The 14,573-nt window shown below is 33.9% G+C and carries 13 protein-coding genes; 11 read left to right on the forward strand and 2 right to left on the reverse strand.

All coding sequences use genetic code 11. From position 1 onward, the window contains the following. The first annotated feature begins 28 nt into the window (after nucleotides 1-28). Both AC1Q7L_RS14850 and AC1Q7L_RS14855 read left to right on the forward strand, forming a co-directional pair. On the forward strand, nucleotides 29-1,423 hold the full coding sequence (locus AC1Q7L_RS14850) for an MATE family efflux transporter (RefSeq protein WP_492306922.1): 1,395 nt from the start codon (nucleotides 29-31) through the stop codon (nucleotides 1,421-1,423). 183 nt (nucleotides 1,424-1,606) lie between these two features. After that, nucleotides 1,607-1,723, forward strand: coding sequence for a 30S ribosomal protein THX (locus AC1Q7L_RS14855; RefSeq protein ID WP_410693647.1), 117 nt, complete (start codon nucleotides 1,607-1,609; stop codon nucleotides 1,721-1,723). Nucleotides 1,724-1,797: 74 nt separating this feature from the next. On the opposite strand, the gene AC1Q7L_RS14860 is transcribed toward AC1Q7L_RS14855, so the two are convergent. Both AC1Q7L_RS14860 and AC1Q7L_RS14865 read right to left on the reverse strand, forming a co-directional pair. Next, the gene (locus AC1Q7L_RS14860; protein WP_410693646.1) at nucleotides 1,798-2,457 is read right to left on the reverse strand and encodes a DUF937 domain-containing protein; all 660 of its coding nucleotides are present in this window, start codon (nucleotides 2,455-2,457) and stop codon (nucleotides 1,798-1,800) included. A 152-nt stretch (nucleotides 2,458-2,609) separates the two neighbouring features. Continuing rightward, complete coding sequence (locus AC1Q7L_RS14865) at nucleotides 2,610-3,119, reverse strand: DUF2480 family protein (protein ID WP_492306921.1); 510 nt, start codon at nucleotides 3,117-3,119, stop codon at nucleotides 2,610-2,612. A gap of 159 nt (nucleotides 3,120-3,278) precedes the next feature. On the opposite strand from AC1Q7L_RS14865, the gene lpxB reads away from it, so the two are divergent. The 9 genes from lpxB (at nucleotide 3,279) to AC1Q7L_RS14910 (ending at nucleotide 14,262) form a co-directional block, all read left to right on the forward strand. Next, nucleotides 3,279-4,382, forward strand: a complete 1,104-nt coding sequence (gene lpxB, locus AC1Q7L_RS14870) for a lipid-A-disaccharide synthase (protein WP_492307020.1) — start codon at nucleotides 3,279-3,281, stop codon at nucleotides 4,380-4,382. Nucleotides 4,383-4,529: 147 nt separating this feature from the next. Continuing rightward, complete coding sequence (locus tag AC1Q7L_RS14875; protein ID WP_492306920.1) at nucleotides 4,530-6,299, forward strand: ComEC/Rec2 family competence protein; 1,770 nt, start codon at nucleotides 4,530-4,532, stop codon at nucleotides 6,297-6,299. Nucleotides 6,300-6,443: 144 nt separating this feature from the next. Beyond that, nucleotides 6,444-7,106: a succinate dehydrogenase cytochrome b subunit gene (locus tag AC1Q7L_RS14880; RefSeq protein ID WP_410693643.1), complete on the forward strand. Its 663-nt coding sequence runs from the start codon at nucleotides 6,444-6,446 to the stop codon at nucleotides 7,104-7,106. Nucleotides 7,107-7,121: 15 nt separating this feature from the next. Continuing rightward, complete coding sequence (locus AC1Q7L_RS14885; RefSeq protein WP_410693642.1) at nucleotides 7,122-9,134, forward strand: fumarate reductase/succinate dehydrogenase flavoprotein subunit; 2,013 nt, start codon at nucleotides 7,122-7,124, stop codon at nucleotides 9,132-9,134. 24 nt (nucleotides 9,135-9,158) lie between these two features. Further along, nucleotides 9,159-9,926, forward strand: a complete 768-nt coding sequence (locus AC1Q7L_RS14890) for a succinate dehydrogenase/fumarate reductase iron-sulfur subunit (protein ID WP_066754845.1) — start codon at nucleotides 9,159-9,161, stop codon at nucleotides 9,924-9,926. 136 nt (nucleotides 9,927-10,062) lie between these two features. Beyond that, nucleotides 10,063-11,601: a TlpA family protein disulfide reductase gene (locus tag AC1Q7L_RS14895; RefSeq protein WP_492306919.1), complete on the forward strand. Its 1,539-nt coding sequence runs from the start codon at nucleotides 10,063-10,065 to the stop codon at nucleotides 11,599-11,601. 118 nt (nucleotides 11,602-11,719) lie between these two features. After that, complete coding sequence (gene rlmD, locus AC1Q7L_RS14900; protein WP_410693640.1) at nucleotides 11,720-13,126, forward strand: 23S rRNA (uracil(1939)-C(5))-methyltransferase RlmD; 1,407 nt, start codon at nucleotides 11,720-11,722, stop codon at nucleotides 13,124-13,126. A 73-nt stretch (nucleotides 13,127-13,199) separates the two neighbouring features. Beyond that, nucleotides 13,200-13,637 (forward strand): DUF6452 family protein, encoded by a 438-nt coding sequence (locus AC1Q7L_RS14905; RefSeq protein ID WP_410693639.1) that lies wholly within the window; start codon nucleotides 13,200-13,202, stop codon nucleotides 13,635-13,637. After that, nucleotides 13,603-14,262: a DUF6048 family protein gene (locus tag AC1Q7L_RS14910; RefSeq protein ID WP_492306918.1), complete on the forward strand. Its 660-nt coding sequence runs from the start codon at nucleotides 13,603-13,605 to the stop codon at nucleotides 14,260-14,262. Before AC1Q7L_RS14905 ends, AC1Q7L_RS14910 begins: the two co-directional genes overlap by 35 nt. The last annotated feature ends 311 nt before the right edge of the window (nucleotides 14,263-14,573 follow it).

Genomic DNA, 14,573 nt, shown 5'->3' on the forward strand with positions numbered 1-14,573 from the left:
TATACTTTTGACGTAGATTTTTACAGCTATGACAAAATATATAGATTTCATCAAAAAAGCATTCAGTAGCGAGAGTGTAGATTATACCAAAATCAGTATTAGAAGCGCGGTTCTTCTTTTGGCGATTCCGATGATGCTGGAAATGGCAATGGAATCTGTTTTTGCCTTGGTGGATCTGTATTTTGTAGGTCATCTTAAAGAAAGCGGATTTGCAATACAAACCGTTGGACTTACAGAATCTGTACTTTCGATCATGTATTCTATAGCGATCGGGATGAGTATGGCTGCAACAGCTTTGGTTGCAAGAAGAATTGGTGAGAAAAACCCTGAAAAAGCTTCTCAAAGTGCTGCGCAGGTGATTTTGGTGTCATTTGTCATTACTTTTATTTTAAGTTTAGTTGGAGTTATTTATGCGGAAGAAATTTTAATTCTGATGGGTTCAAAGCCTGAAGCAGCGGCTTACGGTAAAGATTTTACAAGAATTATGATGGGAAGCAGTGTAATCATCATGCTTTTGTTTTTAATCAACGGAATTTTCCGAGGTGCAGGAAATGCCGCAATTGCGATGAAAAGTCTTTGGATCGCTAACATTGCGAATATTATTCTTTGTCCGGTTTTAATTAAAGGTTTTGGGCCGATTCCGACGATGGGTTTAACTGGTGCTGCTCTTGCAACAACGATTGGAAGAAGCATTGGTGTTATTTATCAACTATATCACCTTTTGGTAGCTGATACGGAGATTAGGATTAAATTAAATTATTTTAAACCTGATTTTAAACTAATAAAATCAACCGTAAAAATTGCAACTCCGGGAATTTTTCAATTCGTCATTGCATCTTGCAGTTGGATCTTTTTGGCAAAATTAGTGGCAACGACCGGCGAAGAAAACGCTTCGGCAGGTTATCAGACGGCACTAAGATTAATGATGTTTTTCATGCTTCCTGCTTGGGGATTGAGCAATGCTGCATCCACTTTGGTCGGTCAAAATATGGGAGCCAATGAAATGTTAAGAGCAGAACAATCTGTCATGAAAACCGTGAAATATAATGTTATTTTCATGGTTATTGTGAGTTTGCTTTTCTTCTTGTTAGGGGATTTTTTGGTAGGATTTTTCACGAAAGAAATAGAAATTAAAAATTACGCAACAAACGCTTTACACATTATGAGTGTAGGGTTTATTTTCTACGGAATCGGGATGGTGATGATCAATGCTTTTAATGGGGCGGGAGATACGTGGACGCCGACCTGGGTTAATTTTTTTGGATTTTGGATGTTCCAGATTCCGTTGGCATATTTTCTTTCAGAACATTTGGGAATGGGGCCGAAAGGAGTTTTTATTTCTATTCCAACAGCAGAAACGCTAATAACAATCGTAGCTTTTATTTTGTTTAAAAAAGGAAAATGGAAGACAGTGAAAGTTTGATGGTATAAGCTGGAAGTCTGATGCTGGAAGCTGGAAGTTATAATTGGGATGTCATCAACTTCTGACTTCCCACTTCTTTCTTCCAACCTCTAACTCAAACATTATAAAATTTTTAACAAGTTAATTGGCTGACTTTTAAATGCGAATGCCTAAATTCGTAGTAATCAACAAAACAATTTACTTATGGGAAAAGGAGACAAAAAATCAAGAAGAGGAAAAATCAATAACGGAAGTTATGGGAAAAGAAGACTGAGAAAGGCTTCAAAGCAGATTACATCTTCAGAAGAAAAATCTAAATAACAGTAATTTTTCTTAAAAATAAAAAAGACCAAAGATTTCTCTTCGGTCTTTTTTTTGTATTCAAATTAAATTATTTATTTTCCGAAAAGGCCGCCAAGGATATCTCCTAATCCGCCGCCACCTTGTTGTTTCTGTTGGTTTCCGCCACCTCCAAGAACGCTTCCTAAAATATCATTTAAAGGATTTCCTGAAGATTGAGATTGTCCGCCACCAAGAACACTTCCTAAAATATCATTCAATGGATTTGAACCTTGAGCCTGAGCCTGATTAGAAGCATTTCCTAAAATACCTCCCAAAAGATCTCCCAAACCTCCTGCGCCAACATTGCTCTGTTGTTTTTCTTTTCCGATGTAACCCATGATAACAGGAGCCAACATGGCTAGAATAGGTCCGATTTTATCAATCGAAATTCCTGTGTTCTGCGATAATTGGTTCTCTACATTTTGCTTGTCACCTCCGAAAATATGACTTAGAATTGAACCGCCTTCTGCCTGTCTTGCTTCAAGCTGTGAAGAATCATTAAGAATACTTCCGTCGTGATCTTTGTCTAAAGCATTATTCAATGCTTCTGCTTCTTTAGCATCTTGAGATTTGTTTCTAAGATACGAAATAACCAACGGTGCTGCTACAGCCAATAAAGCGATAATTTGGTTCTTGCTGATGCCAAATTTATTCTCAGCTTGTTGTGCAACTTCGTTGCCCGTGTTACCTGTAAGTAGGTCGATTAAACTCATGTTTGTGTTTGTTTTTATTATTGTAAACCAAAGTTATCAAAAAATATTCCTCAATATTTTTTTTTAATCTAAAATTAATGTTAAAGTTTATGAATTTCTTTAAGTTGTTGATTTTTAGGTTAAAAATTTACAATGATTTAGCTTAAAACTTTTTAATTTTTTAAAATAGGAACATTCGAACAGGCTTCTCCAAACATCAAAGATTTTACAATTGGCTGTAGCTGTTCTACTAATTCTATATAAGCATTTTCAGGTATTTCTTTATCGGAACAACCTTTTACCAAGACTCTTTTTCCTCTCATTTCTTCAAAGTCGTAAGTCTGAACAGCATTGTGCATTAAAATAACTTCAAGATCCTCACGGTTTCCAAAAACAATCTTCTTTGCAACACCTGTAAGCTTAGCTGTCAATACAAAATAAGCCCAAAGCGGAACAATCGCATCAGCTGAATTATAAATGTAAATATAAGTGTCCTGATATTCTTCTGTATTGATTAATGCTACTTTTTCGCGGAAATCTTTTTCTTTCAATATCATTTCCATAAAAAGAAAATCTTTAAGATCAATGCCTTTTCTTACACCTTTCGGAACAAGGGTAGCAAGATCAAAATTTATAAGACCACTCTCTGCAACTTTATTTCTGATTTCAAATTCTTCTGACATTTTTTATCATTATCTTTGAAACAAATTTACAAATTAAGATTGTACAAAGCCTTAATTTGTTCTCTATCCTTATTATAGAAACCTCCCATGATGACAAATCATTCAATTAAAAGGAGGTTCTTGATGGCAAAAAAAATAAATAAAAAGGTTTCAGCAAAAATGAAATATTATATCATCGCAGGAGAGGCGTCTGGAGATTTACACGGAAGTAATTTAATGAAGTCTTTAAAAAAGAAAGATCCCAACGCAGAATTTCGTTTCTGGGGAGGCGATTTGATGAAAGAGCAGGGTGGAACATTAGTAAAGCATTACCGTGATCTTGCATTCATGGGCTTTTTGGAGGTTGCAATGAATCTGAGAACGATCCTGAATAATATTAAAATTTGTAAAGAAGATATTAAAGCTAATCGCCCTGATGTTTTAATTTTGGTTGATTATCCGGGTTTTAATTTAAGAATCGCAAAATTTGCAAAAGAACTCGGAATCAAAGTTATTTATTATATTTCTCCCCAACTTTGGGCTTGGAAAGAGGGTAGAGTAGAGATCATCAAAAAATATGTTGATGAAATGATGGTGATTCTTCCGTTCGAGGAAGATTTTTACAAAAAACATGGAGTTCATTCTCATTTTGTGGGACATCCGTTGCTGGATGCTATTTCAAGTTTAAAAGAAATTAAGATTGATGATTTCAAAAAAGAGCATGGCTTAAATGAAAAAGAAATCATCGCACTTTTACCCGGTTCCAGAAAACAGGAAGTTGAGAAAATGCTTGAAATAATGCTTTCCGTTCGACCTCATTTTAAAAATTATCAATTTGTAATTGCGGGCGCACCGAGTCTTCCGAAAGAATTTTATCAAAAATATGTTGATGATAACGTTCATTTCGTTTCCAATAAAACTTACGATTTATTAAGATGCTCAAAAGCAGCATTGGTAACGTCCGGAACAGCAACTTTAGAAACGGCTTTGTTGAATGTTCCTGAAGTTGTTTGTTATCGTGGAAGTAAAATTTCTTACGCTATTGCCAAAAGATTGGTTAAAAATATTAAGTATATTTCTTTGGTTAATTTAATTATGGATCGTGAAGTTGTAAAAGAGTTAATTCAAAATGATCTGAACACAAAAAGTCTTGTTGAAGAATTAAATAAAGTTTTAGAAGGTGAGAAAAGAACCCAACTTCTAAAAGATTACGAATTATTAAGAGAAAAGCTTGGCGGAAGCGGAGCAAGTGATCACGCGGCAGATGTGATTTTAAAACTTTAAAATATTGAATTATTCATATAAATCGTAGAAATTTTTTCTGCGATTTTTCTTTTATAAAGCGAATGTTGACTCGTTTTGCAAATTTTCAACTATTGACGTGTTATTTTTATTTCGAATAAATATTTTTGAGCAACACAAATTTTTTGATTGAATAAACAGCCTCTTTTGATTCTGGTCATCTGTTTCGTTTTTGGGATTTTTCTCCAAGATCGACTTCCGTTGGATGAAACCTCCGTTTTTTTAACGATAGGTATTTGCTTACTTGTTTTAATTTCTACCTTTTTTAAATCTTATTTTTTATTTAAGCTAAAGCCTTACGTATTAGGTTTGATGTTTTTTGGAGTAGGAATTTCTCTTCATTTTTTCAATGGATTTTCTTCTAAGAAAATCATTGATTCTCAAAATGAAACCATCGTTTTTAAAATTTCTAAAAAACTAAATTCTACTGAAAAATATAAAAAATATGAAGTTGTTGCTCAATCTGGAAAAGAGTATTTTAATTCAATTTTATTTATTCCAAAAATTAATCAAGAACTTGATTTTAAGCATTATTACAAAGCTAAAGTATATGTAACGCAACCGAAATCTCCTCAATACAATTTTCAGTTTGACTACGCTAAATATTTAAAACGAAAAAATATTGACCGTCAATGTTATCTATCTGATGAATTTTCTTCTGCTGTAAGAAATGATTTAAGTTGGAATGAAAAGATCCTGCAGAAAAGACTTGAAGTTCTCCAAAATATTGATCAATCTAAAATGTCACCGCAAAGCCGGGAGTTTTTAAAAGGGATTATTTTAGCAGACCGAACTGAAATTGATTCGGAAGTTGCTCATGATTTTAATAAATCAGGATTAGTGCATTTTCTGGCTATTTCAGGAACTCATATTGTTGTAATTTTCGGATTATTCTACTTTTTATGTATGTATTTTCTCCCTTTGAAATTGAGGAAATATGTAATTATTTCAAGTTTAATATTTATCTGGTTGTTTGCCGCTTTCATCGGATTTGGAAATTCCGTTTTGCGTTCCTGTATTATGTTGACTGTATATTTTATCTATATTTTGCTTCAAAGAAAACCGGATTTATTGCATTCATTGGCGTTGTCGGCTTTTATTATTTTGATTTTAGATACTCAACAGATTTTTGATGTAGGATTTCAGTTAAGTTTCATGGCTGTTCTTGGAATTTTCTGGTTGAATCAGCCTATTTTAAAATATTTTCCAAAACAGGATAATTATTTGAAAAAAATACTTTTCAACACGATCTCAATTTCTGTTTCAGCGCAATTGGCAACGCTTCCTTTAGTGCTGCATTATTTTCATCAGTTTTCGTTTATTTCAATTTTAGCGAACTTTATTATTGTTCCTTTTTCTGAGGTTATTATAGTCTTTTCATTTTTAATGACAGCTTTGATCGCATTTAAAATTGATTTTAATCTGATCAATATTCTATATGATTTTACCATTAAAATTTTGTTGAAAAGTATTCATTGGTTCGCTGATTTTGATTCATTATTTTTTGAAAATATTCCAATGAATTTAGTTGAGGTTTTCTCACTCTTTGTGATTGTCTACTTGCTGAGGTTTGCCATTTTAAAATTTAATTATAAAAATTCAGGAAGATTGATAATGGCAGTTTTTACATTTTTAATGATACGAATAAGCTACAATACAATTGAATATCAAAAAGAAGAAATTTTGCTTCATGATTTTTATAAACATAAAGTGTTTTCTGTGAAAAAGGGAAACAGAGTTTGTTTTTGGGTTGAAAATAATTCAAATGTTGACAAGATTACTAAATATATCATCAATCCATACAAATCTTCAAGGAGATTACGCGTTACTGAAGTGAAATTTTTTCCAACTTTAACACAAAAGGTGGTGTACAAGGGTAAAGTTTACAATATAAATTAATTGTTACCTTTTTTCGTTTTTCCTTTATTTATAATGCTTTATGAGCTTATTTAGAAAGATTACAAACTGACTAATAGTGAGATTTCTCACTTTTGAGTATAGTTAACATTTCTTAATTTTGTAGAAATTCAAATTTAAACTTATATGGCAGGTTTAACGAGTTCTACAATAGGTAGAAAATATGCTATGGCATTATCAGCTATGTTTTTGCTGATTTTTCTTATACTGCATTTAACGACAAACTTATTATCCGTTATCAATCGCGATGCTTTCAATACGGCATCAGATTTTATGGGGTATAATCCTTTTGTTCAGTTCCTCATGCAACCTGTTCTGGGTTTTGCAGTTCTTTTCCATTTTATTCTGGGATTTGTATTAGAGGTTAAGAATAACAAAGCGCGTCCTGTAAAATACGCTGCAAACAACGCTTCTGTGAATTCTTCATGGATGTCTAGAAATATGATTATTTCTGGGGCTGTTGTTTTGGCATTTTTAGGATTGCACTTCTATGATTTCTGGTTACATGAAATTAATTACAAGTATGTTGAAGGATTAGCTCCTGATGCAGAACGTTTTTGGCCGGAATTGCATGAAAAGTTTGCTGATTTATGGAGAGTGGCAATCTATGTAATTGCTTTTGTTTTATTGGGATTACACTTAGCTCACGGTTTTCAGTCTTCTTTCCAATCAATTGGTGCAAGACATCCGAAATACACTCCGGTAATTAAAGCTTTAGGGAAATGGTATTCAATCCTTATTCCTGCAGGATTTATTTTTATTGCGATTTTTCATTTTATAACTCAATAATATCAATATACTAATATGAGTAAATTAGATTCAAGAATTCCAGCTGGTCCTCTAAAGGATAAATGGAAAAATCATAAAGACCATATGAACCTTGTTGCACCAAACAACAGAGATAAGATTGATATTATTGTTGTAGGTACAGGTTTGGCAGGAGGTTCTGCAGCTGCTACTTTGGCAGAGCAGGGATATAATGTAAAAGCATTTTGTTATCAGGATTCTCCAAGAAGAGCGCACTCTATTGCTGCTCAAGGGGGGATCAACGCTGCTAAAAATTATCAAGGTGATGGTGACTCTACTTATAGACTATTCTACGATACAATCAAAGGAGGTGACTATAGAGCAAGAGAAGCAAACGTATACAGATTAGCTGAAGTTTCTGCAAATATTATTGACCAGTGTGTTTCCCAAGGGGTTCCTTTTGGAAGAGATTACGGCGGACAATTAGATAACCGTTCATTTGGTGGAGTTCAGGTTAAAAGAACTTTCTACGCAAAAGGACAAACAGGTCAGCAGTTATTATTAGGTGCTTATTCTTCTTTAAGCCGTCAAATCGGTAAGGGTAGAGTAAAAATGTATAACCGTCACGAAATGCTGGATCTAGTAATTGTAGACGGAAAAGCAAGAGGAATTATCGCAAGAAACCTGGTAACTGGTGAAGTTGAAAGACATTCTGCTCACGCTGTAGTTATTGCTTCTGGAGGATACGGAAACGTATATTTCCTTTCTACAAACGCAATGGGTTCAAACGTTTCTGCAGCTTGGAAAATTCACAAGAAAGGAGCATATTTTGCAAACCCTTGTTATGTACAGATTCACCCGACTTGTATTCCGGTTCATGGAACACAGCAGTCTAAACTGACGTTGATGTCTGAATCATTAAGAAACTCAGGAAGAATCTGGGTTCCTAAAAAGATTGAAGATTCAGTAGCGATCAGAGAAGGGAAATTAAGACCTGAAAATATTAAAGAAGAAGATAGAGATTATTATTTAGAAAGAAGATATCCTGCATTCGGAAACTTAGTTCCTCGTGACGTTGCGTCTAGAGCGGGTAAAGAAAGATGTGATGCCGGTTACGGAATCGAAAATAATGATACTAAAGAAGGTGTTTACTTAGATTTCTCTACAGAAATTATCAAAAAAGGTAAAGAAGCTGCTATTGAAAAGCATATTCATAACCCTAGTGATCAGCAGATTTACGACCTTGGAAAAGCTTGGATTGAAGAAAAATACGGTAACTTATTCGTAATGTACGAAAAGATTACTGCAGATGATCCTTACAAAACTCCAATGAAGATTTATCCTGCAGTTCACTACACAATGGGTGGTGTTTGGGTTGATTATAACCTTCAGTCTACAATCCCTGGATGTTTCGTAATTGGTGAAGCTAACTTCTCAGACCACGGAGCAAACAGACTTGGGGCTTCTGCATTGATGCAGGGTCTTGCAGACGGATATTTCGTACTTCCTTATACAATTGCAGATTATCTTTCTGCAGATATTAGAACAGGAACTATTCCTACAGATTCAGCTGATTTTGTTGAAGCTGAAAAAGGAATTAAAGATAAAATAGATTTCTTCTTAAATAATAAAGGAACTCATTCTGTAGACCACTTCCATAAGCAATTAGGAAATATTATGTGGAATAAAGTAGGAATGGGAAGAACGCCTGAAGGATTAAGAGAAGCGATCAGAGAAATTGAAGAAGTGAAAAACGATTTCTGGAAAAATGTAAAAGTTCCGGGAGACGTTGAAGGTATGAACACTGAGCTTGAAAAAGCATTCAGAGTAGCAGACTTTATTGAGCTTGGACAATTAATGGCTATTGATGCATTACACAGAAACGAATCTTGTGGTGGACATTTCAGAGAAGATCATGCGACTCCGGAAGGGGAAGCAGAAAGAGATGACGTCAACTTCAAATATGTAGGAGCTTGGGAATATCAGGGTGATGATATCAAGCAGGAAGTTCTGCACAAAGAAGATCTTATCTATGACAATATTGAAGTTAAAGCGAGAAGTTACAAATAATCTCCAACCTATAAATATAAAATTATGAGTGCAAAAAAAGGCCTTCATCTTACGCTGAAAATTTGGAGACAAAAAAATAGTAAAACTAAAGGTCAGTTTGAGACCTATAAAATATCGGATGTTTCTACAGATTCTTCATTCTTAGAAATGTTAGACATCCTTAATGAAAATATTATTAACGAGGGAAAAGAGCCTATCGCTTTCGATCACGACTGTCGTGAAGGAATTTGCGGAATGTGTTCTCTTTACATCAATGGTAGAGCCCACGGTCCGGATACGGGTATCACAACTTGTCAGTTGCACATGAGAATGTTCAAAGACGGTGAAACCATCGTTATCGAGCCTTGGAGAAGTGCTGCTTTCCCGGTTATTAAAGACTTAATGGTAGACAGAAGTGCATTCGACAGAGTAATGGCTGCGGGTGGATTCATTTCTGTGAATACCTCAGGAAATACATTAGATGCTAATGCTATTCCGGTTCCTAAAGAAGATGCAGACAAAGCAATGGATGCTGCGGCTTGTATTGGATGTGGAGCTTGTGTGGCTACTTGTAAAAACGGATCTGCTATGTTATTTGTTGGAGCTAAAGTTTCTCAGTTTGCTTTATTACCGCAAGGTAGAGTAGAAGCTAAACGTAGAGTTCTTAACATGGTTCAGGCAATGGATGAAGAAGGATTCGGTAACTGTTCAAACACCGGAGCGTGTGAAGTAGAGTGTCCTAAAGGAATTTCTCTTGAAAACATCGCTAGAATGAACAGAGAATACATGGCTGCTCTGGTAGACCAAGGATAGAATTGATTTAAATACATAAAAAAGATCGTCTCCTTAGTGGTAGACGATCTTTTTAGTTAAATCTTTCATAAAAAATGCTTTAAAATTGTATTAAGTATATTGAAAAACTTATTTTTGTTAAATTATAAAATTCAAAATGAAAAAATATCTTTTATTGTTTATCATCGCAGTGTTTGTGATGTCTTGCTCTAAAAAAGTTGAAGTAAAAGGGAAAATCACTGGAGGATCTCCATTAGAAAGAATAGAATTTATCGAAGCTTCTGGTGTTGCAACATTACCGTTGGCAAACATCGGAGTGAAGAATGACGGTACTTTCGAAGGGAATTTTGAAGCTCCTAAAAGCGGAATGTACGTGATTTCTTATGGAGGTAAGCAAAACTTGGTTTATCTAAAAGCTGGTCAGGCTCTTAATATTTCTGGAAACGGACAAACTTTCCCTTCAGAATATGTGATTACTGGTGATGCTAAAAAGAACAATGATTTCTTTACTGCAGCTCAAAAATATCTTACGAATTATGCTCAGACAGTTAACATGAACGAGCTAATGACTAAAGATGAGCCAACTTTCATCAAAGGAATTCAAAAAGTTGAAGCAGATATTAACAAAAATATCGACGAAAACGTTAAAAAATTCAATCCGGATAATGAAGTTGTGAACTGGAAGAAGAACGATATCGCAAGTACTTTGCTTTCTATTATGTCTCAGTATGACCTAAGCCATAAGCAAATGGGTAATCCTTCTTTTAAAGTATCTAAAGCTTTCACGGATTATGAAAATAAGCTTCAGGCTAATAAGGATGAAATGGTAAAAGACAATCCTGCTTACAGAAGCTACCTTTTATCTAAAATGAGTCCTGATTTCCAGAAATATGCTGAAGCAAAAAGCAAAGGAAAAACTGATGTTACAACTTCAGAATTATTCAACCAATTCTTGAAAGATAAAAAAGATGTTTCACAAATTACTAAAGATTATCTTTTGGCATTTGTAATGGCTCAGTCTGATATTCACCCGAATACTCCTGAGAAAACATCTGAAAAAATCAAAAAAATCATCGACGAAGATATTAAAGATGCTACAATCAAAGCAGATTTAAAGAAAATTCAGTTTGCAATCAACGGATTCAAAATTGGTGATGTTGCTCCGGAAGGTGCATTGGCAAAACAAGACGGTAAAGCTTACAAACTTTCTGAAAATAAAGGAAAACCATACATGTTAGCATTCTATGCTTCTTGGAATCCTTACATCGGAGAAGCTACTGTTCCTGTATTGAAAGAAGTTGCCAACTTCTACAAATCTAAAATGAATTTCGTATTCGTGAATGTAGATGATACTAAAGATCAGTTTGTAAAAACAAGCAATTCTTTATTGAAAGGAATTACAGGAGTAAATGTTTATGCTGACGGAGGATTAAATTCTGATATCGCTAAAAAATACGGAGTTTACGGATTCAAATTACCTTGCTTCATCATCATCGATAAAGATGGAAAAATCGCTAGCAAACCATTCTTCAATCTTGGTGATCCGGAATTGGTAACAGTTTTAGATAAGCAAACAGGGCTTTCAGCTCCGAAAGTAGATCCAAACATACAGTTGCAACAAGGTATGGGTGTAGATCCTTCTGCTCAACAGCAGGCTCCACAACCAGCAAATCCGCAGCCGGTTCCTACAAAATAATAAAACTTTAACATAGATAAAAACCTTGTCCTTCGGATAAGGTTTTTTTTATTGTATTTTTGCAAATTGAAATCGCAAGGTTTCATTTCAATATATTAGAAAAAATAGAAAATAGGGAATGAGAAAGAAGAAAGACGTTATTCTTGAAAATATTAAATTGTTTGGCGCAGGAGCCAAAGGTATAGCAATCGGAAAAACAGAAGAAGGAAAAACAGTATTGGTTTCTGGAGGTGTTCCTGGAGATACTGTTAATGCAAGAGTTAAGAAATCAAAATCAAAATATTTTGAGGCTGAAACTGTTCAGGTAATAGCAAAATCTCCGTTTAGAGTAGAACCAAAATGTATTCATTTCGGAACTTGTGGAGGCTGCAAATGGCAGAATATGAGCTATGAAAAACAGCTTGATTTTAAACAGGAAGAAGTATACAATAATATAAAAAGAATTGGCGGAATTGATGATTTTGAAACCGTTCCAATTTTAGGTGCTGAAGAACAATATTTCTACAGAAATAAAATGGAGTTTTCTTTCTCTAATGCGAAATGGCTTACTCAGTATGAGATAAGTTCTGAAGAGAATTTCGGAAACAGAGATGCGCTTGGTTTCCATATTCCGGGAATGTGGAGCAAGATTTTAGATCTTAAAGAATGTTTCCTTCAGGAAGATCCTTCAAATGCTATTCGTTTGGCAGTGAAAAATTTCAGTGTTGAAAATGGGTTAGATTTCTTTGATGTTAGAAATCAGGAAGGTTTTTTAAGAACGTTAATGATGAGACAAAACTCTAAAGGCGAATGGATGGTTTTATTCCAGCTTTATAGAGAAGAGAAAGCGAACAGAGAGGCACTTTTCCAATATTTATTAGAAAAATTCCCGCAGATAAAGACGTTGGTTTATGCTATTAATCCAAAACAAAACGATTCTATTTATGATTTAAATGTAAATGTTTATTTCGGAGAAGGATTTTTAATGGAGGAAATGGATGGGTTGAAGTTCAAAATTGGTCCAAAATCATTCTTTCAAACCAATTACAAACAAGCTTTAGAACTTTACAGAAAAACATTAGAATTTGCTGATTTAAAAGGTGATGAAGTTGTTTACGACTTATATACAGGAACAGGAACAATCGCTCAATATGTTGCCAGAAATGCAAAACATGTGATCGGAATTGAATCTGTTCAGGAAGCAATCGATGCAGCCATCGAACACGCTGAATTAAACGGTCTTACCAACACAACATTCTATTGTGGGGATATGAAAAATGTCTTCAACGATGAATTCTTGGAAAATCATCCAAAGGCAGACGTATTAATTACAGATCCACCAAGAGACGGAATGCACCAAAAAGTGGTTGAGCAGATCTTGAAATTGGCTCCGGAGAAAATAGTTTATGTAAGCTGTAACTCTGCAACTCAGGCAAGAGATTTAGCTTTAATGAAAGATCATTATACTTTGGTTAAAATTTTACCGGTAGATATGTTCCCACAAACACACCATGTGGAGAATATTGCATTGCTGATTAAAAAATAATTTATTTACATTTGAAGATCAAAATATTAATATGAAGTATTTTAAATTACTCATACTGACCTGTTTTTTAGGCATGCTTTTCTCGTGTGGAGGCGATGATGATATCTGCGAGAGCGGAGAAGGTACTCCAAGAATGAAAATTGGTTTTAAAAGTTTTGAAACCGGTAAGCCCGGAAGTATAGATACACTATATGTAGCAGTGGATTATGGCTCTGGTACTAAGGTTGAATTAGGGAAAACTGCAGCTGTAGCATCTAGATTAATACCTCTGCGTGTTGATGATGCTCCTTACACAGATATCTATGTCAAAACAAGGCTAAACGGTACCGAATCTAAAATTAGGATAAACTATACAACGAAAGCTACATATGTTTCTCCAGGTTGTGGTATTAAAAAAACGTACGAAAATTTAACGACAGAATTAATTACTCCTACAGTTGTAAAGAAAGTAGAAGTAGACTTAAATCAAATAGAGAATGAAGACAAAACTAATATTTTCCTTCTTTTTTAGTATACTAAGTTTGTTGAGCTTTGCTCAGGAAAATAAAGAGGTGAAAAAAGAAAAATGGACGTATAAACCCAATTTTATGGTTGGTTTTGATCTTCTAAATACAGGAAGTTCTTTCTTTTCAGATAGAAAAATGTATCAGGGATTTATATCATCTAAAATTAAAAATGACCTGCATGCAGTTATTGATGCCGGTTTTGATTCTAATATCTATCAGAAAAACGGCTATGATGTAAAAGCAAATGGCCCGTTTGTGAAACTTGGGGTTTTCTACATGTTGGCTAAAGATGCAGAAAATGAATTCAACGGATTTTATGTAGGTGGTAAGGCAGCCGGATCATTTTATACGCAAGAATATATGGCAATTCCTGTCCGCGGATTTGGAGGAAGTACATCTTCTGTTGCTTTTCCATCTTCTACACAATCTTCTTATTGGCTGGAAGGCATGATTGGTGGAAGAGTTCAGTTATTTGAATCTAATTTTTATATAGACGTAAATCTACAGCCAAAATATATGATATTTACAACAAAACAGGACGAAATCCAACCAATGATCGTTCCCGGTTTTGGAAAAAGCTCATCTAAATTTGCAATGGGATTTGCTTGGAATATTGCGTATAAATTTTAAAAATATAGGAGAGTTGAGTATTTAAGTAAAATAAATCTTTTTATTTAATCTCTTTACTGTGAAAAAAATACATATTAGTTTATGTATTTTTTTGTTTTTATAATTTTTATCAGAGTAAATGTTAAAAATTATAAATAAATAGATAAAGTTGATTTTAATTATTCGTTTTTGTCTTTTCTTTATTAAAATTATACTTTAAATAAGTTAAGATAATTTAATTTGTAAATGATATTTGTTAATAGTTAATGTTTTGATAATTAAATATTTAATAGTTCAGCAAAATATACTTAAATCTAAATTGTTTGAAAAAA

This window comes from Chryseobacterium sp. GW823-FHT05E08, assembly GCF_058795655.1.